The sequence below is a fragment of the Burkholderia sp. LK4 genome, from assembly GCF_001043615.1.
Taxonomy (GTDB): domain Bacteria; phylum Pseudomonadota; class Gammaproteobacteria; order Burkholderiales; family Burkholderiaceae; genus Burkholderia; species Burkholderia cepacia.
The window spans coordinates 21,036-45,706 of the sequence record NZ_LDUL01000069.1; the positions used below are offsets into that span (position 1 = coordinate 21,036).

At 65.9% G+C, this 24,671-nt stretch carries 23 protein-coding genes; 14 read left to right on the top strand and 9 right to left on the bottom strand.

What is annotated here, in order from left to right; all coding sequences use genetic code 11:
• Window position 1: 1 nt before the first annotated feature.
• Window positions 2-2,839: an isoleucine--tRNA ligase gene (gene ileS / locus VK92_RS30375; protein WP_048022602.1), complete on the bottom strand. Its 2,838-nt coding sequence runs from the start codon at window positions 2,837-2,839 to the stop codon at window positions 2-4.
• A gap of 102 nt (window positions 2,840-2,941) precedes the next feature.
• On the bottom strand, window positions 2,942-3,934 hold the full coding sequence (locus tag VK92_RS30380) for a bifunctional riboflavin kinase/FAD synthetase (RefSeq protein ID WP_021160745.1): 993 nt from the start codon (window positions 3,932-3,934) through the stop codon (window positions 2,942-2,944).
• A gap of 122 nt (window positions 3,935-4,056) precedes the next feature.
• On the opposite strand from VK92_RS30380, the gene purN reads away from it, so the two are divergent.
• From purN to nadC, 6 genes are all read left to right on the top strand, one after another.
• Complete coding sequence (gene purN / locus VK92_RS30385; protein ID WP_021160746.1) at window positions 4,057-4,719, top strand: phosphoribosylglycinamide formyltransferase; 663 nt, start codon at window positions 4,057-4,059, stop codon at window positions 4,717-4,719.
• Window positions 4,716-5,981 (top strand): RsmB/NOP family class I SAM-dependent RNA methyltransferase, encoded by a 1,266-nt coding sequence (locus tag VK92_RS30390; protein WP_021160747.1) that lies wholly within the window; start codon window positions 4,716-4,718, stop codon window positions 5,979-5,981. Before purN ends, VK92_RS30390 begins: the two co-directional genes overlap by 4 nt.
• An 18-nt stretch (window positions 5,982-5,999) precedes the next feature.
• Entirely contained in the window at window positions 6,000-7,364 is a 1,365-nt protein-coding gene (locus tag VK92_RS30395; RefSeq protein WP_048022601.1) for a mechanosensitive ion channel family protein, read from the top strand.
• Between the two features lie 221 nt (window positions 7,365-7,585).
• On the top strand, window positions 7,586-8,779 hold the full coding sequence (locus VK92_RS30400) for a DesA family fatty acid desaturase (protein WP_027786669.1): 1,194 nt from the start codon (window positions 7,586-7,588) through the stop codon (window positions 8,777-8,779).
• A 253-nt stretch (window positions 8,780-9,032) separates the two neighbouring features.
• Window positions 9,033-10,169 carry a quinolinate synthase NadA gene (nadA, locus tag VK92_RS30405; protein ID WP_021160750.1) on the top strand — a complete coding sequence of 379 codons (1,137 nt, stop codon included), beginning with the start codon at window positions 9,033-9,035 and terminating at the stop codon, window positions 10,167-10,169.
• Window positions 10,166-11,050 carry a carboxylating nicotinate-nucleotide diphosphorylase gene (nadC, locus tag VK92_RS30410; RefSeq protein WP_021160751.1) on the top strand — a complete coding sequence of 295 codons (885 nt, stop codon included), beginning with the start codon at window positions 10,166-10,168 and terminating at the stop codon, window positions 11,048-11,050. Before nadA ends, nadC begins: the two co-directional genes overlap by 4 nt.
• Window positions 11,051-11,140: 90 nt before the next feature.
• Here the strand turns inward: nadC and nadB are convergent, their stop codons facing one another.
• The 4 genes from nadB to radC form a co-directional block, all read right to left on the bottom strand.
• Window positions 11,141-12,727 carry an L-aspartate oxidase gene (gene nadB / locus VK92_RS30415; RefSeq protein ID WP_048022600.1) on the bottom strand — a complete coding sequence of 529 codons (1,587 nt, stop codon included), beginning with the start codon at window positions 12,725-12,727 and terminating at the stop codon, window positions 11,141-11,143.
• Window positions 12,728-12,887: 160 nt separating this feature from the next.
• The gene (rpmG, locus tag VK92_RS30420; RefSeq protein WP_006478046.1) at window positions 12,888-13,055 is read right to left on the bottom strand and encodes a 50S ribosomal protein L33; all 168 of its coding nucleotides are present in this window, start codon (window positions 13,053-13,055) and stop codon (window positions 12,888-12,890) included.
• 17 nt (window positions 13,056-13,072) lie between these two features.
• Window positions 13,073-13,306, bottom strand: a complete 234-nt coding sequence (rpmB, locus tag VK92_RS30425) for a 50S ribosomal protein L28 (RefSeq protein WP_004186391.1) — start codon at window positions 13,304-13,306, stop codon at window positions 13,073-13,075.
• Between the two features lie 237 nt (window positions 13,307-13,543).
• A complete protein-coding gene (gene radC / locus VK92_RS30430; protein WP_048022599.1) occupies window positions 13,544-14,317 on the bottom strand; it encodes a RadC family protein in 774 nt (257 codons plus the stop codon).
• Window positions 14,318-14,452: 135 nt separating this feature from the next.
• On the opposite strand from radC, the gene VK92_RS30435 reads away from it, so the two are divergent.
• The 8 genes from VK92_RS30435 to VK92_RS30470 all read left to right on the top strand — a co-directional run bounded on the left by VK92_RS30435 (window position 14,453) and on the right by VK92_RS30470 (window position 21,665).
• On the top strand, window positions 14,453-14,908 hold the full coding sequence (locus VK92_RS30435) for an FKBP-type peptidyl-prolyl cis-trans isomerase (protein ID WP_021160755.1): 456 nt from the start codon (window positions 14,453-14,455) through the stop codon (window positions 14,906-14,908).
• A gap of 2 nt (window positions 14,909-14,910) precedes the next feature.
• Window positions 14,911-15,891, top strand: coding sequence for a 4-hydroxy-3-methylbut-2-enyl diphosphate reductase (gene ispH, locus VK92_RS30440; RefSeq protein ID WP_021160756.1), 981 nt, complete (start codon window positions 14,911-14,913; stop codon window positions 15,889-15,891).
• A 204-nt stretch (window positions 15,892-16,095) separates the two neighbouring features.
• Window positions 16,096-16,839: an amino acid-binding protein gene (locus tag VK92_RS30445; protein ID WP_197092533.1), complete on the top strand. Its 744-nt coding sequence runs from the start codon at window positions 16,096-16,098 to the stop codon at window positions 16,837-16,839.
• Between the two features lie 211 nt (window positions 16,840-17,050).
• Window positions 17,051-18,001 (top strand): branched-chain amino acid ABC transporter permease, encoded by a 951-nt coding sequence (locus VK92_RS30450; RefSeq protein WP_021160758.1) that lies wholly within the window; start codon window positions 17,051-17,053, stop codon window positions 17,999-18,001.
• Window positions 18,002-18,019: 18 nt separating this feature from the next.
• Window positions 18,020-19,189, top strand: a complete 1,170-nt coding sequence (locus VK92_RS30455) for an ABC transporter permease subunit (protein WP_027786675.1) — start codon at window positions 18,020-18,022, stop codon at window positions 19,187-19,189.
• A 24-nt stretch (window positions 19,190-19,213) separates the two neighbouring features.
• Complete coding sequence (locus VK92_RS30460) at window positions 19,214-19,990, top strand: ABC transporter ATP-binding protein (RefSeq protein WP_021160760.1); 777 nt, start codon at window positions 19,214-19,216, stop codon at window positions 19,988-19,990.
• Window positions 19,990-20,706 (top strand): ABC transporter ATP-binding protein, encoded by a 717-nt coding sequence (locus tag VK92_RS30465; RefSeq protein WP_042975782.1) that lies wholly within the window; start codon window positions 19,990-19,992, stop codon window positions 20,704-20,706. The genes VK92_RS30460 and VK92_RS30465 overlap by 1 nt, the downstream gene beginning before the upstream one ends.
• A 287-nt stretch (window positions 20,707-20,993) precedes the next feature.
• On the top strand, window positions 20,994-21,665 hold the full coding sequence (locus VK92_RS30470) for a DUF2278 family protein (protein ID WP_048022597.1): 672 nt from the start codon (window positions 20,994-20,996) through the stop codon (window positions 21,663-21,665).
• Between the two features lie 24 nt (window positions 21,666-21,689).
• On the opposite strand, the gene VK92_RS30475 is transcribed toward VK92_RS30470, so the two are convergent.
• The 3 genes from VK92_RS30475 to VK92_RS30485 all read right to left on the bottom strand — a co-directional run bounded on the left by VK92_RS30475 (window position 21,690) and on the right by VK92_RS30485 (window position 24,668).
• Entirely contained in the window at window positions 21,690-22,145 is a 456-nt protein-coding gene (locus VK92_RS30475) for a GNAT family acetyltransferase (protein WP_021160763.1), read from the bottom strand.
• A gap of 13 nt (window positions 22,146-22,158) precedes the next feature.
• Window positions 22,159-23,343, bottom strand: coding sequence for an acetylornithine transaminase (locus tag VK92_RS30480; protein WP_027786679.1), 1,185 nt, complete (start codon window positions 23,341-23,343; stop codon window positions 22,159-22,161).
• 293 nt (window positions 23,344-23,636) lie between these two features.
• A complete protein-coding gene (locus VK92_RS30485; RefSeq protein WP_021160764.1) occupies window positions 23,637-24,668 on the bottom strand; it encodes a CDP-6-deoxy-delta-3,4-glucoseen reductase in 1,032 nt (343 codons plus the stop codon).
• Window positions 24,669-24,671: the final 3 nt, after the last annotated feature.

Below are 24,671 nucleotides of genomic sequence, written 5' to 3' on the forward strand. Positions count from 1 at the left end.
TTCAAGCAGCGCTCCGGATTTCGCCGTTTTCGAACAGGTTGGAGAAGCAGCGGCCGCACAGCGTCGGGTGATCGGCGTGCGCGCCGACATCTTCGCGGTAGTGCCAGCAGCGTTCGCACTTCTGGTACTTCGACGCTGCGACGTCGACGCTTTCCTGCGCTTCGTCGTCGACCTTGACGACCGTCGCGGCCGACGTGATCAGCACGAACTTGAGATCGTCGCCGAGGCTCGTGAGCGCGTCGTAGCGTGCGCCGCTCGCATGCACGGCGACTTCGGCCTGCAGCGACGAACCGATGCGGTTCGCGGTGCGCGCTTCCTCGAGCGCCTTCGTCACGTTGCCGCGCACGTCGCGCAGCAGCGCCCACTTCTCGATCAGCGCGGCCGAGCCGGCGACTTCCGGATACGCGTAGTAGGTTTCCGTGAAGATTGTGTCGCTGGCCGGCTGGAACACCTTCCACGCTTCTTCCGCCGTGAACGACAGGAACGGCGCGAGCACGCGCAGCAGGCCGTGCGTGAGGTGGTACAGCGCGGTCTGCGCGGAGCGGCGCGCGCGCGAATCGGCCGCGCTCGTGTACAGGCGGTCCTTCAGCACGTCGAGGTAGAAGCCGCCGAGATCTTCCGAGCAGTACGTCTGCAGCTTCGCGACGACCGGGTGGAATTCGTACTTCTCGTAGTGGCCGAGCAGTTCCGTCTGCAGTTGCTGCGAGAACGCGACCGCATAACGGTCGATCTCGAGCCAGTCCTCGACGGGCACCGCGTGCTGCGCGAAGTCGAAGTCCGACAGGTTCGCGAGCAGGAAGCGCAGCGTGTTGCGGATGCGGCGATAGCCTTCGGTCACGCGCTTCAGGATTTCCTCGGAGATCGCGAGCTCGCCCGAATAGTCGGTCGATGCGATCCACAGGCGGATGATTTCCGCGCCGAGGCGGTTCGCGACTTCATGCGGATCGATGCCGTTGCCGAGCGACTTGCTCATCTTGCGGCCTTCGCCGTCGACCGTGAAGCCGTGCGTGAGCAGGCCCTTGTACGGCGCACGGCCGTCGATCATCGACGCGGTCAGCAGCGACGAGTGGAACCAGCCGCGGTGCTGGTCCGAGCCTTCGAGGTAGAGGTCGGCCGGGAACTGCAGCTGATCCTTGTGCGAGCCGCGCAGCACGTGCCAGTGCGTCGTGCCCGAGTCGAACCACACGTCGAGCGTGTCGCGGTTCTTTTCGTACAGGTTCGCGTCGTCGCCGATCAGCTCGCGCGGGTCGAGCGTTTGCCATGCTTCGATGCCCGACTGCTCGACGCGCTTCGCGACTTCCTCGAGCAGCTCGAGCGTGCGCGGGTGCAGCTCGCCGGTTTCCTTGTGCACGAAGAACGCCATCGGCACGCCCCATTGGCGCTGGCGCGACAGAGTCCAGTCGGGACGGTTCGCGATCATGCTGAACAGGCGCTGCTTGCCCCACGACGGGTAGAACGCTGTGGCGTCGATGCCTTCGAGCGCGGTTTCGCGCAGCGTCTTGCCGCCGTCGCGCGGCGTCACGTCCATGCCGGCGAACCACTGCGACGTCGCACGGTAGATGATCGCCGTCTTGTGACGCCAGCAGTGCATGTAGCTGTGCTTGTAGTGCTCGCTGCGCAGCAGCGAGCCGGCTTCGCGCAGCGCGTCGACGACCTTCGGGTTCGCGTCCCAGATCGACAGGCCGCCGAACAGCGGCAGCGATTCGATGTAACGACCGTCGCCCATCACCGGGTTGATGATGTCCGAGTCGGTCATCCCGTGCGCCTTGCACGACTGGAAGTCCTCGATGCCGTATGCCGGCGACGAGTGCACGACGCCGGTACCCGTGTCGGTCGTCACGTAGTCGCCGAGGTAGACGGGCGCGGTGCGCTTGTAGCCGGGGTGGGCCGATGCGAGCGGGTGGTGGAAGCGCAGGTTCGCGAGCTTCACGCCCGGCGCGGTTGCAACGACGCGGCCGGTCAGCTTGAAGTCGGCCATGCAGGCTTCGACGCGTTCTTCCGCGATGATCAGCAGCCCGCGCTCGGTGTCGACCAGCGCGTAGACGATTTCCGGATGGAGGTTCAGCGCCTGGTTCGCGGGGATCGTCCACGGCGTGGTGGTCCAGATCACGATGCCGCCGTCGGCGCGCGGCAGCGCCGGCAGGCCGAACGCCTGCGCGGTCTTTTCCGGTTCCGCGAACGCGAACATCACGTCGATCGTCGGGTCGGTGCGGTCCTTGTACTCGACTTCCGCTTCCGCGAGCGCCGAGCCGCAGTCGAAGCACCAGTTCACTGGCTTCAGCCCGCGATACACGTAGCCCTTCTCGATGATCTTGCCGAGCGCGCGGAGCTCTTCCGCCTCGTTGACGAAGTTCATCGTCTTGTACGGGTCGGCCCAGTCGCCGAGCACGCCGAGTCGCTTGAAGCCGACCTTCTGCTTCTCGATCTGCTCGGTCGCGTACGCGCGCGCCTTGCTCATCACTTCGGCCGCCGGCAGCGACTTGCCGAACTGCTTCTCGATCTGGATCTCGATCGGCATCCCGTGGCAATCCCAGCCGGGCACGTACGGCGCGTCGAAGCCGGCCATGTTGCGCGACTTGACGACGATGTCCTTCAGGATCTTGTTGACGGCGTGGCCGAGGTGGATGTCGCCGTTCGCATACGGCGGGCCGTCGTGCAGGATGAACTTCGGCCGGCCCTTGCTGGCCGCGCGGATCTTCTCGTAGAGGCCGCGTTCTTCCCATTCCTTGACCCACTGCGGCTCGCGCTTGGGCAGGTCGCCGCGCATCGGGAACGGCGTGTCGAGCAGGTTGACCGGATACTTGGCCTGCGGTTTCGAATCGGCTTTCTTGTTGCTCATGATGGGATCGCTATCTAAATCGGGAGACGCGCGAGCGTCGTGAATCGGGGATGCGCGCGAGTGAGCGGCGCGAGGGTGCGGCGCCAGGCGCCGCCGTCCGGATCAGCTAATTCGGTCGGTGGCCGACGTCGAGAAGCCCGTGGCGCGGCTGCCCGGCGCACGGTCGCGCTCGATGAAGTACGCGCGTGCATTCGCGACGTCCAGCGCGATCGCGCGCGACAGCGCCTCGAGATCGTCGAATTTCGCCTCGTCGCGCAGCTTTTTCAGGAATTCGACGCGGATGAGCTTGCCGTACGCGTCGCCGTGCCAGTCGAGCAGGTGGACTTCGAGCAGCACGCGGCCGGAATCGTCGACGGTCGGGCGCAGCCCGAGGCTCGCGACGCCCGGCAGCGGGGTGGGGCCGAGGCCGTGCACCTGCACGACGAAGATGCCCGCGAGCGCCGGACGCTTGTGCGCGATCGGCAGGTTCAGCGTCGGGAAGCCGAGGTCGCGGCCGAGCTTCAGCCCGTGCGCGACGTGGCCGCTGATCGCATAGCCGTGGCCGAGCGCCTGCGCGGCCGCGTCGAGATCGCCCGCGGCGAGCGCGGCGCGCACGCCCGAGCTGGAGATGCGCGTGCCGTCGCTGCCCGCGACCGTACCCATTTGCTCGACCTCGAAGCCGTACTGTTCGCCGGCCGCCTTCAGCGTGTCGAAGGTGCCTGCGCGCTTCGCGCCGTAGCAGAAATCGTCGCCGACCATCATCCAGCGCGTGTGCAGCCCGTTCACCAGCGTGCGCTCGACGAACGCCTGCGGCGACTGGCTCGCGAACGTGTGATTGAAGTGCTCGACGACGACGCGGTCGACACCGTGGTCGCGCAGCGCTTCGAGCTTGTCGCGCAGCATCGCGATGCGCGGCGGCGCGCCGGCGGGGTTGAAGAATTCGCGCGGGTGCGGCTCGAACGTCATCACGCACACGGGCAGGCCGCGCGCGTCCGCTGCCGCGCGCACGCGCGCGAGCAGGGCCTGGTGGCCGCGATGGACACCGTCGAAGTTGCCGATCGTCAGCGCGCACGGGGCGCGGCTCTCGGCGTTGGGCAGGCCGCGGAAGACTTTCACGATAGCGGATGCAGCGTCGGGGAATGGGCGGTGGGATGCCGCAAAGCAGAAGATTATAAACGTTCGGGCGGGCCGGCGGCCGAGAAGGCGGGAAACGCGGGGGCGAATGGTAAAATTCGCGGATGAAAAAACTCGTGATCCTGATTTCCGGTCGCGGCAGCAACATGGAGGCCATCGTCCGCGCGTGCGCGCAGGAACGCTGGCCGGCCGAGATTGCCGCCGTGATCGCCAACCGGCCCGACGCGGCCGGACTGGCTTTTGCCGCGTCGCACGGGGTGGCGACGGCGGTGGTCGACCACCGCTCGTTCGACGGCCGCGACAGCTTCGACGCGGCGCTCGCCGCCGAGATCGACCGGTTTGCGCCCGATCTCGTCGTCCTCGCCGGCTTCATGCGCATCCTCACGCCCGCATTCGTCAGACGATACGAAGGCCGGTTGCTGAACATCCATCCGTCGCTGCTGCCGAGCTTCAAGGGCATCCACACGCATCAGCAGGCGCTCGACGCGGGTGTCGCGCTGCATGGCGCGAGCGTGCATTTTGTCATCCCCGAGCTCGACAGCGGCGCGATCGTCGCGCAGGGCGCGGTGCCCGTGCGCGCGGGCGACGACGCGGCGGCGCTCGCGCAGCGCGTGCTGGCGGTCGAGCATGTGCTGTATCCGCGCGCGGTGCGCTGGTTCATCGAGGGCCGTTTGCGCCTCGAGAACGGCCGCGCAGTGGTGGCGCCGGAAGAGGCGCGCTGGATTTTCGCGGATCAACCGCATACCGAAACGAGTGAGGGCGTATGAAGCTGCACGGATTCCTGATCGGCCAGACCGAGACTTTGCTGGCCGAGGTGCTGAAGTTCGCCGGCCCCGCCGACGCGACGACGAGCCGGTTCTTCCGCGCGCACCCGAAGCTCGGGCATGCCGAACGCGGCGTGATCGCCGAGGCGGTGTTCGCGGTGCTGCGCCGGAAAATGGAGTTTTCGCACCTCGCCGAGAGCGGCACGGGTACGCCGGCACGACGCCTCACGCTGCTCGGCCTGATGCAGACGGTCGGCCGCAATGCGCTGAAGCCGTTCCTGTCGGACACCGAGTCGGCCTGGCTCGAGCACGTGTCGAAAATCGACCCGGCGAGCCTGCCGGTGCGCATTCGCACGAACCTGCCTGACTGGATTCACCAGGCGCTGTCGGCCCGTTTCGACGCCGACGAGCTCGCGCAGCTCGCCGCCGCGCTGAACTATCCGGCGCCGCTCGACCTGCGCGCCAATGCGCAGAAGGCGAGCCGCGACCAGGTCATCGACGGGCTGCGCGCGAGCGGCATCGACGCGGGCGCGACCCCGTTCGCGCCGTTCGGCGTGCGCGTGGTCGGCAAGCCGGCGCTGACGCGCCTGAAGCTGTTCGAGGAAGGCGCGATCGAGGTGCAGGACGAAGGCAGCCAGCTGCTGTGTTCGCTGGTCGCGCCGCGCCGCGGCGAGATGGTCGTCGATTTTTGCGCGGGCGCGGGCGGCAAGACGCTCGCGCTGGGCGCGATGATGCGCTCGACCGGGCGCCTCTATGCGTTCGACGTGTCGGAGAAGCGCCTCGCGAAGCTGAAGCCGCGTCTCGCGCGCAGCGGGCTGTCGAACGTGAACCCGGTGCTGATCGACAGCGAGCACGACGCGAAGATCAAGCGGCTCGCCGGCAAGATCGACCGCGTGCTGGTCGACGCGCCGTGCAGCGGCCTCGGCACGCTGCGCCGCAATCCGGACCTGAAGTGGCGCCAGACGCGCACCGCGATCGACGAACTCACGCCGAAGCAGGCGTCGATCCTCGCGAGCGCCGCGCGCCTGGTGAAGAAGGGCGGCCGGCTCGTCTACGCCACCTGCAGCGTGCTCGACGCCGAGAACGAACGCATCGTCGAGCAGTTCCTGGCCGATCATCCCGAGTTCGTGCTGGTGCCGGCGCAGAAGGTGCTGGATGACCAGCGCATCGCGCTCGAGACCGGCGACTACCTGTCGTTGTGGCCGCACCGTCACGCGACCGACGGCTTCTTCGCCGCGGTTCTCGAACGGCGCGCCGCGCAGTAACGACTGCACGGACTGACGATGGAAAACCTGCAGAGCCGCCTGCTGTCGCACCGGCTGGAATCGGTCATTCGTGACTTCCACCAGCCGGTGATGATCTGGCAGGCGGCGATCCTCGTCGGCGCGCTGTGTTTCGCATGGGTGACCGCGCGCTTCGTGCACGGCCGCATCGATGCACGCCGCCGGGCAGCCGGCCGCGCGCCCGGCGCGGGCGCGCAAAGCCTGAAGCGCGCGCTGTTCCCGTTGTTCGGCAGCGTCTTCGTCGGCGCCGCGCAACTCGCGTTCGACCCGTTCATGTCGACGTCGCTGCTGTCGCTGGCGCTCGTGCCGCTGTTCGGCATCGGGCTGATCTACGTGCTGTTCTTCTTCGCGCGGCGCGTGTTCGCGCGCGACGGCCACACGCATGCGTGGCTGTCGATCGTCGAGAAGATCGTGTCGACCGTCGTGTGGGCCGCGATGGTGCTGACCGTGCTGGGCATCCAGCGCGACGTGCTGGGCTGGCTCGACAGCGTGCAGTTCCGCGTCGCCAACGCGCACCTCACGCTGCTGTCGGTGATTTCCGGCGCGCTGTGGGTATGCGTGACGCTGATGGTCGCGATGTGGCTGGGCTCGGTGCTCGAGGACCGCCTCACGCGCGCAAGCACGCTCGACGCGAACCTGAAGGTCGTGCTGTCGCGGGTCGGCCGCGCGCTGCTGGTATTCGCGGCGATCCTGATCGGGCTGTCGCTGGTCGGCATCGACGTGACGGTGCTCGGCGTGTTCGGCGGCGCGGTGGGTGTCGGCCTCGGTTTCGGGCTGCAGAAGATCGCCAGCAACTACGTGTCGGGTTTCATCATCCTGCTCGACCGTTCGCTGCGGCTCGGCGACGCGATCAGCGTCGGCGGGCTGCAGGGCGTCGTCACGCAGATTCGCACGCGCTACACGGTCGTGCGCGGCCTCGACGGCAACGAGACGCTGATTCCGAACGAGAAACTGATCACCGACGTCGTGCAGAACCAGTCGTCGTACCTGACGCGCGGCTACGCGAAGGTCGCGGTGCAGGTCGCGTACACCAGCGATGTCGAGCACGCGCTCGTGTTGCTCGCCGAGGCGGCCAGGGACGTGCCGCGCGTGCTGGCGGAGCCGGCTCCGACCCCGTATCTGGTGGGTTTCGGTGCGGACGGGATCGACCTGGAGCTCGGTTTCTGGATCGAGGACTCGGCGAAAGGGACGTCCGGCGTGCGTTCGACCGTGAACCGCAATATCTGGCGGCTGTTCAGCGAGCACGGGGTTTCGATCCCGTTCCCGCAGCGCGAAGTGCGGGTCGTGGGGCTGCCGGACAGCTTTCCTGCCGCGGGCGTGGCGGCCGGCAACGGCGCGGTGGACGGGCGCGCACCGGCTGCGTAGCGCAAGCTGGCCGCCAAACGTATCGACCCCGCGGTCGAAACCGGATCGCGGGCCGTTCCGAGTCCGCCCATGGACTGCGCTGGTTGCGTCAGGGCAAGAAAATGTTCATTTTTTACAAAGACTTGGAACGGTTGAAGTAAAATTCTGGTCTACACGCGGTATGCTTTCATTTTTCTGACGCTTGGCGCGGGCCGGCGTCGCTCTCATCACAGGTAACTGCCTTGTTGAATTCCCTGCTCGATTTTCTTTCCCACGGGCTCCTGCATTTTTCGTGGTGGCAGGTCGCGCTGTTCGCGCTCGCCGTCACGCACGTCACGATCATCGGCGTGACGGTCTACCTGCACCGCTGCCAGGCGCATCGCGCACTCGAGCTGCATCCGATCGCGAGCCACTTCTTCCGCCTCTGGCTGTGGATGACGACCGGCATGCTGACGGGCCAGTGGGCCGCGATTCACCGCAAGCACCATGCGAAGTGCGAGACCGAGGAAGATCCGCACAGCCCGCAGACGCGCGGCATCTGGAAGGTGTTCCTCGAGGGCGCCGAGCTGTATCGCGCGGAAGCGAAGAATGAGGAGACGATGCGCAAGTTCAGCCACGGCACGCCGAACGACTGGATCGAACGCAACATCTACTCGAAGTACCCGATCCTCGGCGTGAGCCTGATGATGGTGATCGACGTCGCGCTGTTCGGCGTGCTCGGCCTGACCGTCTGGGCCGTGCAGATGGTCTGGATTCCGTTCTGGGCGGCTGGCGTCGTCAACGGCTTCGGTCACTTCTGGGGTTATCGCAACTTCAACTCGGCCGACGCGAGCACGAACCTGTTCCCGTGGGGCATCGTGATCGGCGGCGAAGAGCTGCACAACAACCACCACACGTTCGCGACGTCGGCGAAGCTGTCGAACAAGTGGTACGAGTTCGACATCGGCTGGATGTACATCCGCATCATGTCGGCATTCGGTCTCGCGAAGGTGAAGAAGGTCGCACCGACGCCGCGCCTGAACAAGCCGAAGACGGTGCTCGACCAGGAAACGCTGCAGGCCGTGCTGTCGAACCGCTACGAAGTGATGGCGCGCTACGGCAAGGCCGTGAAGCGCGCATACCGCCAGGAGCTTGCGCACCTGAAGGAAATCGGCGGCGAGAAGTACCAGCTGATGCGTGGTGCGCGCAAGTGGTTCCACAAGGATGCCGACGGCCTCGACGAGCCGCAGAAGAAGCTGCTGCCGGAAATCTTCGCGAACAGCCAGAAGCTGCACACGTACTTCCAGCTCCGCCAGGATCTGGCCGCGATCTGGGATCGTTCGACCGCATCGCGCGAACAGCTTCTCGCGCAATTGCAGGATTGGTGCCATCGCGCAGAACAAAGCGGCATCAAGGCGCTGCAGGAATTCGCGACGCGCCTGCGCCGCTACGCCTGATTCGAAATCGATTAGAATCTAAGGACGTCAAAAACCCCGCGTTGGCGGGGTTTTTTATTTGGACTTCCGGTTTTTGAAGGTGACCGGTTGGGCCGGATTTGTATGAGGCTTGGGGCGGCGGCGAATGGTTGCCCCGGGGCGAGCACAGGGGTGAGGCCGGAGGGGGCGCGAAGGCGCTGATGCTGGTCGACCGCGAAGCATGGGATCCAAGTAAGCGCTAAAGCGCTAACTTGGATCGACAGGAGATATGGAGATGCAATCGACGATCAAACCCGTCGAATACGATCGGCCCGTCGCAGCAGGGACCGTGTGCGGCGTGGGGCAGGCATGGGCCAAGGTGCCCGACGCACCGTCCGCCGAAGAGCGCGCTGCACTGAAGGCACGTATCAAGGCGCTGCTCGTGCGTGAAAAGGCCGTCCTGGTCGCGCACTACTACGTCGACGCCGAATTGCAGGAACTGGCCGACGAAACGGGCGGCTGTGTCGCCGACTCGCTCGAAATGGCCCGCTTCGGCCGCGATCACGACGCGCAGACACTGGTCGTCGCCGGCGTGCGCTTCATGGGCGAAACCGCGAAGATCCTGAGCCCGAACAAGCGGATCCTGATGCCCGACCTCGATGCGACCTGCTCGCTCGACCTCGGCTGCCCGGTCGACGAATTCTCGGCGTTCTGCGATGCGCATCCCGACCGTACCGTCGTCGTCTACGCGAATACCAGCGCCGCCGTGAAGGCGCGCGCGGACTGGATGGTCACGTCGTCGATCGGCCTCGAGATCGTGGCCGACCTGCATGCGCGCGGCGAGAAGATCATCTGGGCACCGGATCGCCATCTCGGCAGCTACATCCAGAAGAAAACCGGCGCGGACATGTTGTTGTGGCAAGGCTCGTGCCTCGTCCACGACGAGTTCAAGGGCATCGAACTCGACCTGCTGCGCGCCGAGTATCCGGACGCGAAGGTGCTCGTCCACCCCGAATCGCCGGAAAACGTCGTCGCACAGGCGGACGTCGTCGGCTCGACGACGCAATTGATCGACGCAGCCGTGAAATTCGACGCGACGCGCTTCATTGTCGCGACCGATCTCGGCATCCTGCACAAGATGCAGCTCGCGGCGCCGGGCAAGACCTTCATCGCCGCACCGACGGCCGGCAACAGCGCAACCTGCAAGAGCTGCGCACATTGCCCGTGGATGGCGATGAACGGCCTCGCGAACCTCGCCGACGTGCTCGAACGCGGTCACAACGAGATCTTCGTCGATCCCGCGATCGGCGAGCGTGCACGTCTGCCGATCGACCGGATGCTCGATTTCGCAGCGGCCCACAAGAAGCGCGTGCAGGCGAGCGGCGATCTGCAGCGCGACCAGCAACTGTTTGCGAACGTGGGGGCTGCATGACGAACGCAGCCGTATCCCCGCTGTTCGACGTCGTCCGTGAGCAATACGGCGCGGCATTCGACGACGCGATTGCGCGCAACGTGGCCGATGCGATCGCGGAAGACGTCGGCACGGGCGACCAGACCGGGCGGCTCGTGCCGGCCGGCGGGCGTCGCCGGGCGCGCATCATCGTGCGGGAAGACGCCGTGCTGTGCGGTGTACCGTGGTTCGAGGCCGTGATTGCGCGAATCGATCCGGCGATCGTCGTGCAATGGCGCTATCGCGAAGGCGACCGGATGACGCCCGATTCGACCGTCTGCGAACTCGAAGGGCCGGCGCGTGCACTGCTGACGGCCGAGCGCAACGGACTGAACTTCCTGCAATTGCTGTCGGGGGTCGCGACTGCGACGCGCCGTTACGTCGAGCGCGTCGAAGGCACGCGCGCGAAGATCCTCGATACGCGCAAGACGCTGCCGGGCCTGCGGCTCGCGCAGAAATACGCTGTGCGTGTCGGCGGCGGCGAGAACCAGCGCCTCGCGCTGTATGACGGCATCCTGATCAAGGAGAACCACATCGCAGCGGCAGGCGGTGTCGGCGAGGCGCTCGACGCGGCGTTCGCGCTGGAGTCGGGCGTGCCCGTGCAGGTCGAAGTCGAGACGCTCGCGCAACTCGATACGGCGCTCGCGCATCGCGCGCAGTCGGTGCTGCTCGACAACTTCACGCTCGACATGATGCGTGAAGCGGTGCGTGTCGCGAACGGCAAGGCTGTGCTCGAAGTGTCGGGCGGCGTCAATTTCGATACGGTGCGTGCGTTCGCGGAAACGGGTGTCGACCGTATCTCGATCGGCGCGCTGACGAAGGACGTGCGCGCGACGGACTATTCGATGCGGATCGTCGACTGACCGCGCGACATACCGTCTGACGAAAAAAAGCCGCTGGCGCGCAAACGCCAGCGGCTTTTTTGTGGGCCGCGGCCGGGAACGGCGTGGCGGTCAGCGGCGCGAGCGGGGCGTGAGCACGCTCGGCAGTGCCTTCGGCAGCGTGCTCGGCCAGTCGCGGCTGTAGTGCAGCCCGCGGCTTTCGCGGCGCGAGTACGCGCTTTTCACGATCAGTGTCGCCACGTCGACGAGGTTGCGCAGTTCGAGCAGGTCGCGCGTCACGCGGAAGTTCGCGTAGTACTCCTGGATCTCGTCGCGCAGCAGCGACAGCCGGTGCTTCGCGCGTTCGAGGCGCTTGTCGGTACGCACGATGCCGACGTAGTTCCACATCAGGCGGCGCAGCTCGTCCCAGTTGTGCGCAACGACGACTTCCTCGTCCGCATCCGACACGCGGCTTTCGTCCCACGCGGGCAGCGTGGCGGGCGTTTCGGCATCGAAACCGGCCGCCTCGATCGCCCCGGCCGCCGCGCGGCCGATCACGAGACATTCGAGCAGCGAGTTGCTCGCGAGCCGGTTCGCACCGTGGAGCCCGGTGTACGACGTTTCGCCGACCGCATACAGGCCCGCGAGATCGGTGCGCCCGGCGAGATCGGTGACGACGCCGCCGCACGTGTAGTGTGCGGCCGGCACGACGGGAATCGGCTGCTTCGCGATATCGATGCCGAATTCGAGGCAGCGCGCGTGGATCGTCGGGAAGTGCTCGCGCAGGAACGCTTCCGGCTGGTGGCTGATGTCGAGATATACGCAGTCGATCCCGCGCTTCTTGATCTCGAAGTCGATCGCGCGTGCGACGATGTCGCGCGGTGCGAGTTCGGCGCGAGGATCATGCGCGGGCATGAAGCGCGTACCGTCGGGCAACTTCAGCAGGCCGCCTTCGCCGCGCACGGCTTCCGAGATCAGGAACGACTTTGCATACGGATGGAACAGGCAGGTCGGGTGGAACTGGATGAATTCCATGTTGGACACGCGGCAGCCCGCGCGCCACGCCATCGCGATGCCGTCGCCGGTCGCGGTGTCGGGGTTCGTCGTGTACAGGTAGACCTTGCCGGCGCCGCCGGTCGCGAGCACCGTATGCGGCGCCTCGATCGTGATCGTGCGGTCGTTGTCGACGTCGAGCGCATACAGGCCGTGACAGCGGCGGCCGGGCAGGCCGAGGCGGTCCGACGTGATCAGGTCGATCGCGTGGTGGTTCTCGAAGAACGTAATGTTCGGATGCTGGCGCGCCCGCGCCGACAGCGTCGCGAGCACCGCGTGGCCGGTCGCGTCGGCCGCGTGGATGATCCGGCGGTGGCTGTGGCCGCCTTCGCGCGTGAGGTGGAAGCCGAGCTCGGCAGCGTCGTCCTTCGTGAACGGCACGCCCTGGGAGATCAGCCATTCGATCGCTTCGCGGCCGTGCTCGACGATGTAGCGCGTCGCGCCTTCGTCGCACAGCCCGCCGCCGGCGACCAGCGTGTCGTCGACGTGGTTCTCGATGCTGTCCGCCGAATCGAGGACGGCCGCGATGCCGCCTTGCGCGTTATCGCTTGCCCCCTCCATCATCGAACGTTTCGCGATCAGCGCGACACGTCGCGTGCTGGCCAGGTTGAGTGCGACCGACAGCCCTGCCAGGCCGCTGCCGACGATCGCCACGTCGAATTTCATGCTGCATCTCCATCGTTACGCTTTTGATCTTGTGCGTTCCGGCGGCCGCAGCCGCGGAAAGGGGAGAGCATACCGCGTCGCGCCGGAGCGTGCGCGCAAAACAAAAAGCCCCGCATGTGCGGGGCTTTTCGGTCGCCGTCAGGCTGGCAGAAACCGGAGATTACTTGATCTTGGTTTCTTTGTATTCCACATGCTTGCGGACGACGGGATCGAACTTCTTGATCGCCATCTTTTCCGGCATGTTGCGCTTGTTCTTCGTGGTCGTGTAGAAGTGACCCGTACCAGCGGTCGACTCGAGCTTGATCTTGTCGCGTGCGCCTTTTGCCATGATTGTGCTCCTTGGGCTTAGGCTTCGCCGCGTGCGCGCAGGTCAGCGAGCACGGAATCGATGCCGTTCTTGTCGATCAGGCGCAGGCCGGCGTTCGAGACGCGCAGGCGCACCCAGCGGTTTTCGCTCTCTACCCAGAACCGGCGGTTTTGCAGGTTCGGCAGGAAGCGGCGCTTCGTCTTGTTGTTGGCGTGGGAAACGTTGTTGCCGCTCATCGGCGCTTTCCCAGTTACTTGGCATACGCGTGCCATGAGAGCACTCCTAATACGCTAAATTCGGGGTTCGATCGCCGATGAAGGTTCCATCGTACCGCCACGTGATCCATGGCTGCACTCAGAACGCCGAAGCCCTTACAGACAAGGCCCTTCGATGGCTAGAACTGGTTGGAAAAAAGACAGACGGCGATTCTAGCAGAAAAAGTTCAGAAAAATCAAACCTAATTTCGCATCGCCGTTGCGGCGCCCTCAGGCGGGCCGCAACCGCACAGTCTACAGCCAACCGGCCCGTGCGAACGAAAAAGTATCACTGGTGCCGATGACGACGTGATCGAGCAGCTGAACGTCGACGAGCGCGAGCGCGTCGTGCAGCACGCGGGTCAGGCGCCGATCCTCGGCGCTCGGCTGCACCGCGCCCGACGGATGGTTGTGCGCGACGATCAGCGCGGCGGCGTTGTGCGCCATCGCGCTGCGCACGATCTCGCGCGGGTAGACGGCCATGCGCGTCAGCGAGCCGCGCGTGATTTCCTCGGTGTCGATCAGGCCGTGGCGCGCGTCGAGGTAGACCGCGGCGAACACTTCGTACGGGCGCGCGCCGATCTTCATCCGCAGATAGTCCTCGACCGCGCCGGGCGAATCGATCAGCCGCTTCTCGCGCGCTTTCTCCTTCAGTACGCGCCGCGCGATCTCGGTGACCGCAACCAGCCGCGCGGAGCGCGCGGGGCCGATGCCGGGGTGCGCCTCGAAATCGTCGGCGGTTGCCTCGAGCAGCCCGCGCAACGTCTTGAACTGCCCGACCAGCGCGCGGGCCGTGACGAACACGTCGTGCCCCGGCTTGCCGGTGCCGAGCAACAGGGCGATCAGTTCGTCGTTGGTCAGCGCGGCCGGCCCGCGCTCCAGCAATCGCTCGCGCGGCCGCTCGGGCCGCCAGTCGCGCGGGCGGCGCTTGCGCCGGCGGATCGGGAGGCCGCGGCCGGGCGGATCGGCCGGCAGATCGGCGGTGTCGCGGCATTCGACGGGCGGCAGGGTGAGGCAGGGTGACAGCATGCTCGAAACTCCATTGGCGGCGGGCGGTATGCGCGACGTCGTCGCACTTTCCGCCTTGCGCGCTCAGGTGACTTACAATATTGGCTTTGCGCCGGGCCTTTCGGCCGTATCGGGCGCCGACCGAACGAGTAATTCATGAGCCTCATCGATCTATCCGAAGTGAAGCCCGGTTCCCACGTCACGTTGCATTACCGGCTGGCACTGGCCGACGGCGCCGACATCGTCAACACCTTCACCGACAAGCCGGCCACGCTGCTGCTCGGCGCGGGGCAACTGGCGCCGTCGCTGGAACAGATTCTGATCGGGCTCAGGGTCGGCGACCATTCGACTTTTCAGCTATCGCCCGAACAGGGGTTCGGTCCCCGCAATCCCGACATGCTCCAGCGCGTCACGCTGTCGACGCTGCGCGAGAACGGGATGGTCGGCGACGATTTCACGCCGGGCGAACTGATCGAGTTCAATGCACCGGACGGCGGCCGGTACGCGGGGGTGCTGAAGGAAGTCAGCGAGACCTCGGCACTGTTCGACTTCAATCATCCGCTCGCGGGCCAAGCGCTCACGTTCGAAGTGAAAATCATCGGAATCCTGTAATCATGAGCACCACCGATACGCTGTCCGGGCAGACCGTCGCAGCCGACGCCGAAATCCTGCTGGCCCAGCCGCGCGGTTTCTGCGCGGGCGTCGATCGCGCGATCGAGATCGTCGAGCGCGCAATCGCGATGCACGGTGCGCCGATCTACGTTCGTCACGAAATCGTCCACAACAAGTACGTGGTCGAGGATCTGAAAAAGAAAGGCGCGATCTTCGTCGAGGAACTCGAGGAAGTGCCGGCCGGCAATACCGTGATCTTCAGTGCGCACGGCGTGTCGAAGGCCGTGCGCGACGAGGCCGACGTGCGCGGGTTGCGCATTTACGACGCAACCTGCCCGCTCGTCACGAAGGTGCACGTCGAAGTGGCGAAGATGCGCCAGGATGGCGTCGACATCGTGATGATCGGCCACAAGGGCCATCCGGAAGTCGAAGGCACGATGGGTCAGGTCGAGCGCGGCATGCATCTCGTCGAGAGCGTCGAGGACGTGCAGAAGCTCGAGCTCGCCGATCCCGAGCGCATCGCGCTCGTCACGCAGACGACGCTGTCCGTCGACGATGCAGCCGAGATCATCGGGGCGTTAAAGGCCAAGTATCCGAAAATCCGCGAGCCGAAGAAGCAGGACATCTGCTACGCGACGCAGAACCGCCAGGACGCAGTGAAGTTCATGGCGCCGCAATGCGATGTCGTGATCGTCGTCGGCAGCCCGAACAGCTCGAATTCGAGCCGCCTGCGCGAAGTGGCCGAGAAGCGCGGCGTGGACGCCTACATGGTCGATGCGCCCGACCAGATCGACCCGGCATGGGTCGCGGGCAAGCGCCGCATCGGCGTGACGGCCGGCGCGTCGGCACCTGAAGTGCTCGCCCAGGCCGTGATCGCGCGCCTGCGCGAGCTCGGTGTGCGCAACGTCCGCGCGCTCGAAGGCATCGAGGAAAACGTGTCGTTTCCGCTGCCGCGCGGGTTGAACCTGCCGCCCGCCGCCTGATTGACGCAGCGCACCTGCGGACACACCGAAGCGCGCCTCCCGGCGCGCTTTTTTTTACCCGTCGGAATTGCAATCGCAACCATTCTCCGCATTCATGGTGCAACCGGGTTGCTCCCATCGTTTTCAAGCGTCTCTCAAAATTGGTTGCAATGCAGGAAAACCCCATCGAATCAGGATTATTGGCGTCCTATAAATGGAGTTACAATGCGCCCGTTTTCAGGCCTGAATGGCTTTGAAATCGGGTTTTGGCAAGGCGCGGGAGACCATTCGATGCATGTGAAGTTGGCTTACGCCGTGTCCGTCGCCGCACCGGTTGCAATGCTTGCCGGCTGCAGCAAAAAGAGCGACGGCGGGGCGGGGAGGGAGGCTGCGGTGTTCGCGGCACCGCCGGCCAGCGGCGTGCGCGTCGCCGGAACCGGTCGTGCGGCACCGTTCGCGTGCCGCATCGCGCAATTGGGCAAGGACAAGGAAAACGGGGCACGTTTGGCGATCGAGGAAATCAACGCGCTTGGCCTGGCGAAGGGCCAGGCAGCGGGCACGCAGGTTGCAGCGCAGCAAGCCGCCGGTCGTGGCGTGACAGCGACCGTGCGCGCCGATCGACGCAGGCCGGCCATGGTGCCCGGCGCTGCGGGCAGCGTGCCGATGTCGCCGGCCCCCTTTCATTTCGATTCGACGAAACAGCGTGTTGCCGCGAGCCATGATGTCGCGGCGCGCGGTCTGGTTCGTACGATGGATTCCGACGCAGTCCTGACGAATGTCGGGCACGGCGTTCGCGGTGCCTTGCGGGGCGGCGCGACACGGAATCCGATCTGCCCGGATGCGGGGCTCGCCTCGCGCCGGACGGGAAAAGGCACGGATGCCGGGCAACCGGACGATGGCCGTCTCGGCATGCTGCCCCACGACTTCAAGGAGGCCACGAACACCGTCCTCGATGTCGTGACGATTTAGCGACGGGACTCATGACGGCACCGGAACAGTGCGGTGCCGTTTCTGTATCCGCTCCGGCGGCAGGTCCGGCCGTACAGGCCGGGCGGCGCGCGCCGGGACGATCCACCCTTACCGGTATCGACTAGTACCCGCAGTGTCGCCGAGAAGGCGCGATTCCTCGCTTACCCGCGGGGCGCAGCGTCCTCCGGCAGCACGGGCCAAGGAGCTTTAAATGGATATTTTCGTCCAGCAGGTTCTCAACGGGCTGGTGCTCGGCAGTGTCTACGCCATCATCGCGTTGGGCTACACGATGGTGTACGGCATTCTCGGCATCATCAACTTCGCGCACGGCGACGTGCTGATGATCGGCGCGATGGTCGCCTTGTCGGCCATCACCGTGCTGCAGAACCATTTCCCCGGACTCGGCAACGTCGCGACGCTGACGATCGGCCTGGGCATCGCCGCCGTCGTCTGTGCGTTCGTGGGCTTCACGATCGAGCGGGTCGCATACCGGCCGCTGCGCCGCGCACCGCGCCTCGCCCCGCTGATCACCGCGATCGGCGTGTCGATCCTGCTGCAGACCGCCGCGATGATCATCTGGTCGCGCAACCCGCTGCCGTTCCCGCAATTGCTGCCGACCGATCCGATCAACGTGATCAAGGCGACCGACACGACGCCGGGCGCCGTGATCTCGGTCACTGAAATCGTGATCATCGCGGTGGCGTTCCTCGTGATGGGCGGCCTGCTGCTGCTCGTGCACAAGACCAAGCTCGGCCGCGCGATGCGCGCGATCGCCGAAAGCCCGAACACCGCGAGCCTGATGGGCGTGAACCCGAACTTCGTGATCTCGGCGACGTTCATGATCGGCTCCGCGCTTGCCGCGCTTGCCGGCGTGATGATCGCGTCCGAATACGGCAACGTGCACTTCTACATGGGCTTCATCCCCGGCATGAAGGCATTCACGGCCGCGGTGCTGGGCGGGATCGGCAACCTCGGCGGCGCAATGGTCGGCGGCGTGCTGCTCGGCCTGATCGAGCAGCTCGGGGCCGGCTACATCGGCAACCTCACGGGCGGTGTGTTCGGCAGTAACTACCAGGACGTGTTCGCCTTCGTCGTGCTGATCATCGTGCTGGTGTTCCGTCCGTCCGGCCTGTTGGGCGAACGTGTCGCGGATCGCGCGTAACGGAAGGGAGCAAACAACATGACATCCATTCAACCGATTGAATCCTCGACGTCGCTCGTCGAAGAGCGCAACACCGCCAAGACCGTCATCATCGGCATCCTGACCGCTGCGTTCGTGATCGCCGCGCCGATCATCATCGGCTCGGCCGGCGGCAACTACTGGGTCCGCGTGCTCGACTTCGCGATGCTGTACGTGATGCTCGCGCTGGGCCTGAACGTGGTGGTCGGCTTCGCCGGCCTGCTCGACCTCGGCTACATCGCGTTCTACGCGGTGGGCGCGTACACGGCGGCATTGCTGAGCTCGCCGCACCTGACCTCGCAGTTCGAGTGGATCGCGGCGCTCGCGCCGAACGGCCTGCACATCCCGTTCCTGATCATCGTGCCGATCGCGATGGCACTGGCGGCGACCTTCGGGATCCTGCTCGGCGCGCCGACGCTGCGCCTGCGCGGCGACTACCTCGCGATCGTGACGTTGGGCTTCGGTGAAATCGTCCGGATCTTCATGAACAACCTCGACCGTCCGGTGAACATCACCAACGGCCCGAAGGGGATCACGGGCATCGATCCGGTGCACGTCGGCGGCTTCAACCTGTCGCAGACGCACTCGCTGTTCGGCCTGCAGCTGCCGTCGGTCTACATGTACTACTACCTGTTCGTGCTGTGCTCGCTGCTGGTGATCTGGGTGTGTACGCGCCTGCAGCACTCGCGTATCGGCCGTGCCTGGGCAGCCATCCGCGAAGACGAAATCGCGGCGAAGGCGATGGGCATCAACACCCGCAACGTGAAGCTGCTCGCATTCGCGATGGGCGCGTCGTTCGGCGGCCTGTCGGGCGCGATGTTCGGTGCGTTCCAGGGCTTCGTGTCGCCCGAGTCGTTCACGTTCTGGGAATCGATCGTCGTGCTCGCCTGCGTGGTGCTCGGCGGCATGGGCCACATCCCGGGCGTGATCCTGGGCGCGGTGCTGCTCGCGATCTTCCCGGAATTCCTGCGCTCGACGATGAGCCCGCTGCAGCACGCGCTGTTCGGTCATGACGTCGTCGATACGGAAGTGATCCGTCAGGCGCTGTACGGCCTCGCGATGGTGGTCATCATGCTGTACCGCTCGGAAGGCCTGTGGCCCGCGCCGAAGCATGAGGACAAGATCGCGAAACTGGCGAAGCGCAACAGCAAGAAGCCGGTGCGCGCTTAACCTACGGACACAGGGGATATACACATGAGCGACAAGCAAATCCGACTGTCCGTCAAGGGCGTGAACAAGCGCTTCGGTGGCCTGCAGGCGCTGTCCGACGTCGGTCTCGAGATCAAGGAAGGCGAGATCTACGGGCTGATCGGCCCGAACGGCGCCGGCAAGACGACGTTCTTCAACGTGATCACGGGCCTCTACACGCCGGACTCCGGCGAGTTCAAGCTCGACGGCTCGGAATACAAGCCGACCGCGGTGCACCAGGTCGCGAAGACGGGCATCGCGCGCACGTTCCAGAACATCCGCCTGTTCGGCGGGATGACGGCGCTCGAGAACGTGATGGTGGGCCGCCACGTGCGCACCAAGCACGGGCTGCTCGGCGCGGTGTTCCAGACGCCGGCCGAACGCCAGGAAGAGCGCGAGATCAAGGAACGCGCGATCGAGCTGCTCGAGTACGTCGGCGTGCTGCAGTACGCCGACTACACGTCGCGCAACCTGTCGTACGGCCACCAGCGCCGGCTGGAAATCGCACGCGCGCTGGCGACCGACCCGAAGCTGCTCGCGCTCGACGAGCCGGCGGCCGGGATGAACGCGACCGAGAAGGTCGAACTCACGCGCCTGCTCGACAAGATCCGTTCGGACGGCCGCACGATCCTGCTGATCGAGCACGACGTGAAGCTCGTGATGGGATTGTGCAACCGGATGACGGTGCTCGATTACGGCAAGGTGATCGCCGAGGGTCTGCCGCAGGACGTGCAGAAGAATCCGAAGGTGATTGAGGCATATCTCGGCGCAGGGGTGCACTGATGGCAGCGGCAATGTTGAAAATCAAGGGCTTGCAGGTCAACTACGGCGGCATCCAGGCCGTCAAGGGCGTTGACATGGAAGTCCGTCAGGGCGAGCTCGTGACGCTGATCGGCGCGAACGGCGCAGGCAAGACCACGACGATGAAGGCGATCACGGGTCTCAAGGCGTATTCGGCGGGCGACATCGAGTACGACGGCAAGTCGATCAAGGGCGTGCCGACTCACGAACTGCTCAAGCGCGGCCTCGCGATGGTGCCGGAAGGCCGCGGGATCTTCGCGCGGATGTCGATCGTCGAGAACATGCAGATGGGCGCGTACCTGCGCAACGACACCGAGCAGATCAAGAAGGACGTCGACCGCATGTTCGGCTTCTTTCCGCGCCTGAAGGAGCGTGCGACGCAGCTCGCGGGCACGCTGTCGGGCGGCGAGCAGCAGATGCTGGCGATGTCGCGCGCGATCCTGTCGAAGCCGAAGCTGCTGCTGCTCGACGAGCCGTCGATGGGCCTGTCGCCGATCATGGTCGAGAAGATCTTCGAAGTGGTGCGCGAGATCTCGAAGGAGGGCATCACGGTGCTGCTCGTCGAGCAGAACGCACGCCTCGCGCTGCAGGCGGCCGACCGTGGTTACGTGATGGATTCGGGCACGGTCACGATGGAAGGCGATGCGAAGCAGATGCTCGACGATCCGAAGGTGCGTGCCGCGTATCTCGGTGAATGAGTGAGTGAATGAGCGGGCCCGATGGCGCGCGACGGCAGGTGCCGGGCGCGTCGCACACGGGCTTTCGAAAGGCTGTCACGGGATGCCGTGACAGCCTTTTTTTTCGTGTCGTGCCATTCGGATCGAACTTGTGCGTTCGGATGCGACTCCATTCGACTGTTACGCCGCGCACGCGGCGCGGGGGCGATGGGGCGGCCACCCGCAGCCGGTCGCCCGAAGCCGGTCGCCCACAAACCGACACACGGGCCGTGTAGCATCGACGGCCCCTCGGGACACGGAGAGCACGCATGAGTCTGGACTACGGTTTCGTGAAGGCGAAGGTGACATCGGTGGCGAAGCTGAAGGCTTCGCCGCACGGCAGCGAGATCCAGTATCACATCCACCTGACGCTGGCGTTGCCGGGCGGCAACTGGGACGTCGCGATCAACGTCGGCACCAGCGACGCGGACGACTTGCTGAACTACAAGCTCGTCTACGATTTCCACCACCCGATCACGCAGACGCTCGCGGCCGCGACCGAAGGTTATACCGACCTGACGGGGCAGGCCGCATTGCCCGCGCTCGACTACCTGCGCAGCGACATCCTGAACGAAACGGGGGCGTGGCGCGCGAGCGCCGTGATGGACGGCACCGAGAATCCGGAGCCGATCCCGTCGCTGCTGCGGCTCGTGAACGCCGCGCAGTCGCAGGGGCTCGACGTCGTCGTGTTCGGCCGCTCGTATGCCGAAGGCAACGGCATCCACGACACGCACATGAACCAGGGTTCGACCGGCTCGAACTACGTGCACCGTGCGGGCGACGACCACAACGACCACAACGACGTCTGGCAGGACGGCGCGCTGATCGTGCGCGTGAGCGACACGCAGTGGGCTGCCTATTTCGCCGCGTTCGAGCAGCAGGCCGTGCCGACCGACGCGCTCGGCAATCCGCTGCCGGGCGCGGGGCCGATCACGCGCTGAGATCGCCGGCGGCCGGCTGTCGCGTCATGCGGCCGGCAGCGTCTTGCCGAACGAGATGCGCTCCTCGACGCGGTAGCCGAGCGCCGCGTAGAAGCGGCACGCGTCGTCGTTGCCCGGCAGCACCTGCAGGTTGATCTTCAGGCAGCCGCGCGCGGCGAGCGCGCGTTCCGCATGCGCGATCAGCGCGCGGCCGATGCCGAGCCGCCGCGCGTCGTTCGATACGCCGAACGAGTAGAGCCAGCCGCGATGTCCGTCGAAACCCGCCATCAGCGTGCCGACGACGCGTGCGCCGCTGGTCGCGACGAAAAACAGCTCCGGCTGCGTCGCGAGCTTCAGCTCGATCGATCGCAGCGGATCGCGGTGCGGCGGCGCACCGGCTTCGTCGTACTGCGGGAACGCATCGCGCCACACCGCGAGCACGGCATCGGTGTCGGCGCGTTCGAACGGGCGGATTGCGACAGCATCGGCGGCGGCATCCATCGGCGGGCTCTCCTCAGAGCGTGTCGAGAACCGACCGCAGCATCGCCATCATCTGGTCGATCTCTTCAGTCGTCACGTTCAGTGCGGGCATGAAGCGCAGCAGGTTCGGCCGCGCGGCGTTCAGCAGCAGGCCGTCGGGCTGCATGTCGCGTGCCTTCTCGACGATCTGCGGGCCGATGTCCTTGCCGAGCAGCAGCGCGCGCAGCAGGCCTTCGCCGCGTTCGCCTTCGAAACCGCGCTCTTCCGACAGTTCGAGCAGCTTGCGCTTCAGGTATTCGCTGCGCGCGCGCACGCCTTCGAGGAAGCCGGGCGCGACGAGCTGCGAGATCACCGAATAGCCGACCGCCGTCATCAGCGGGTTGCCGTTGTACGTGCCGCCCTGGTCGCCGGCCTCGAACACCGCGACCTCGGCCTTCGACAGCAGCGCGCCGAGCGGGGCGCCGCCGCCGATGCCTTTCGCGAGCGTCATGACGTCCGGCTCGATGCCGGACAGCTCGTATGCGAACAGCGTGCCCGCGCGGCCGCAGCCGCTTTGCACCTCGTCGACGATCAGCAACAGGTTGTGCTGTTTCGTCAGCGCGCGCAGCGCCTGCATGAATTCGCGCGTCGCCGGAATCACGCCGCCTTCACCCTGGATCGGCTCGAGCATCACCGCGACGGTCTTGTCGGTGATCAGCCTCTCGACCGAGTTGATGTCGTTCAGCTCGGCCTTCGGGAAGCCCGGCACCTGCGGTGCGTAGATCGTGTCCCAGCCCGGCTTGCCGCTGGCCGACATCGTCGCGAGCGTGCGGCCGTGGAAGCTGTGGTCGAACGTGATGATCTCGTAGGCGCCGTTCTTGAACTTGCGGCCCCACTTGCGCGCGAGCTTGATCGCGCCTTCGTTTGCCTCCGCGCCGCTGTTCGTGAAGAACACCTTGTCGAACACGCTGTGCTGCGTGAGCAGGCCCGCGAGCTTCGCCATCGGTTCGTTGTAGAACGCGGGCGACGGGTTCAGCAGCTTTTCCGCCTGCGTCTTCAGCGCCTCGACGATGCCGTCGTTGCAGTGGCCGAGGCTGTTGACGGCCCAGCCCTGGATGAAGTCCAGGTAGCGCTTGCCCGTGTGATCGTAGAGCCACGAACCCTTGCCGTGCGTAAACACGATGTCGGGGCGGTTCGTGATGTACATCAGCGAGTCGATCGGATAATCGTTCAGGGGCATGGCAGCAGACTCCAGCGGGCGTTGAAAGGGAAACAGGCAATAAAAAAGCCACGGAAGGCCGTGGCTGGTGGGTCGAACAGCTTGTGCGTAACCGGTGAAGCGGTGTGAGGGTTACGCGCGAGTCCGTGACGAGCCTGCGGCATCCGGGCGGAGCGGCGAGCGGCGACGTCGAAGGGCGGACAGGTAGCAGTTCATGTGCGCAAGCATAAGGCATCCCGCGCCTCACTGTAAACCGCCGCGATGCCACGGATGTGACATCGCGGTGCGCGACGCGGGACGCGGATGCGCGGGTGTCAGACCGGATGCGCGAGATCGGCGGCGCTCGTGAACGAGTCGGCGTAGAACTCGTCAGCCGGCAGCGCGTGATGCTGCGTGAAGTCGCGTTGCGCGGATTCGACCATCACCGGCGCGCCGCACGCGTACACCTGGTAGCCCGACAGGTCGGGCAGATCCTCGATCACCGCGCGATGGACGAAGCCGGTGCGGCCCGTCCACTGGTCGCCGGCGTCCGGCTCGGACAGCACCGGCACGTACTTGAAGTTCGGGATCTCGCGTGCCCACTGCTCGGCGAGCTCGTCGAGGTAGATGTCCTTCTTGCGGCGCGCGCCCCAGTAGAGCGTCATCGGGCGCGTGATGCCCGTGTGCTTCACGTGCTCGATGATCGCCTTGATCGGTGCGAAGCCCGTGCCCGATGCGAGCAGCACGATCGGCTTGTCGGAATCCTCGCGCAGGAAGAACGTGCCGAGCGGGCCTTCGAAGCGCAGGATGTCGCGCTCCTTCATTGCGCCGAACACGTGGTCGGTGAACTTGCCGCCCGGCATGTGGCGGATGTGCAGCTCGATCGGGCCTTCCTCGTGCGGCGCGTTCGCCATCGAGTAGCTGCGGCGCGAGCCGTCTTTCAGGATGAACTCGACGTACTGGCCCGCGAGATACTGCAGGCGTTCGTTGGCGGGCAGCTGCAGCTTCACGACCATCACGTCGTCGGCCTTGCGTTCGAGCGCGGCGATCCGGCACGGCAGCTTCTTGACCTGCACGCCGTCGACGCCGGCGATTTCGCGCACGTCGATTTCGAGATCGCACTGCGCCTTCGAGCAGCACAGCAGCGCGAGGCCGCGCGTGCGCTCGTCGTTGGACAGCGCCGACGCGGCGTGCGGGCCCTGTTCGATCTGGCCCGACACGATCTGGCCCTTGCAGGAGCCGCACGCGCCGTTCTTGCAGCCGTACGGCAGATGGACGTTCTGGCGCAGCGCAGCCGCCAGCACGGTTTCGTCCGACTCGACCTGGAATTGCCGGCCGCTTTGCTTGAGAGTGACGTTGAATGCCATAGA

Coding starts and splice junctions, on each gene's coding strand:
- ileS (WP_048022602.1), bottom strand. CDS start 2,839: ATGAGCAACAAGAAAGCCGATTCGAAACCGCAGGCCAAGTATCCGGTC.
- purN (WP_021160746.1), top strand. CDS start 4,057: ATGAAAAAACTCGTGATCCTGATTTCCGGTCGCGGCAGCAACATGGAG.
- VK92_RS30390 (WP_021160747.1), top strand. CDS start 4,716: ATGAAGCTGCACGGATTCCTGATCGGCCAGACCGAGACTTTGCTGGCC.
- VK92_RS30395 (WP_048022601.1), top strand. CDS start 6,000: ATGGAAAACCTGCAGAGCCGCCTGCTGTCGCACCGGCTGGAATCGGTC.
- nadA (WP_021160750.1), top strand. CDS start 9,033: ATGCAATCGACGATCAAACCCGTCGAATACGATCGGCCCGTCGCAGCA.
- nadC (WP_021160751.1), top strand. CDS start 10,166: ATGACGAACGCAGCCGTATCCCCGCTGTTCGACGTCGTCCGTGAGCAA.
- nadB (WP_048022600.1), bottom strand. CDS start 12,727: ATGAAATTCGACGTGGCGATCGTCGGCAGCGGCCTGGCAGGGCTGTCG.
- rpmG (WP_006478046.1), bottom strand. CDS start 13,055: ATGGCAAAAGGCGCACGCGACAAGATCAAGCTCGAGTCGACCGCTGGT.
- rpmB (WP_004186391.1), bottom strand. CDS start 13,306: ATGGCACGCGTATGCCAAGTAACTGGGAAAGCGCCGATGAGCGGCAAC.
- radC (WP_048022599.1), bottom strand. CDS start 14,317: ATGCTGTCACCCTGCCTCACCCTGCCGCCCGTCGAATGCCGCGACACC.
- VK92_RS30435 (WP_021160755.1), top strand. CDS start 14,453: ATGAGCCTCATCGATCTATCCGAAGTGAAGCCCGGTTCCCACGTCACG.
- ispH (WP_021160756.1), top strand. CDS start 14,911: ATGAGCACCACCGATACGCTGTCCGGGCAGACCGTCGCAGCCGACGCC.
- VK92_RS30445 (WP_197092533.1), top strand. CDS start 16,096: ATGCGCCCGTTTTCAGGCCTGAATGGCTTTGAAATCGGGTTTTGGCAA.
- VK92_RS30450 (WP_021160758.1), top strand. CDS start 17,051: ATGGATATTTTCGTCCAGCAGGTTCTCAACGGGCTGGTGCTCGGCAGT.
- VK92_RS30455 (WP_027786675.1), top strand. CDS start 18,020: ATGACATCCATTCAACCGATTGAATCCTCGACGTCGCTCGTCGAAGAG.
- VK92_RS30460 (WP_021160760.1), top strand. CDS start 19,214: ATGAGCGACAAGCAAATCCGACTGTCCGTCAAGGGCGTGAACAAGCGC.
- VK92_RS30465 (WP_042975782.1), top strand. CDS start 19,990: ATGGCAGCGGCAATGTTGAAAATCAAGGGCTTGCAGGTCAACTACGGC.
- VK92_RS30470 (WP_048022597.1), top strand. CDS start 20,994: ATGAGTCTGGACTACGGTTTCGTGAAGGCGAAGGTGACATCGGTGGCG.
- VK92_RS30475 (WP_021160763.1), bottom strand. CDS start 22,145: ATGGATGCCGCCGCCGATGCTGTCGCAATCCGCCCGTTCGAACGCGCC.
- VK92_RS30480 (WP_027786679.1), bottom strand. CDS start 23,343: ATGCCCCTGAACGATTATCCGATCGACTCGCTGATGTACATCACGAAC.
- VK92_RS30485 (WP_021160764.1), bottom strand. CDS start 24,668: ATGGCATTCAACGTCACTCTCAAGCAAAGCGGCCGGCAATTCCAGGTC.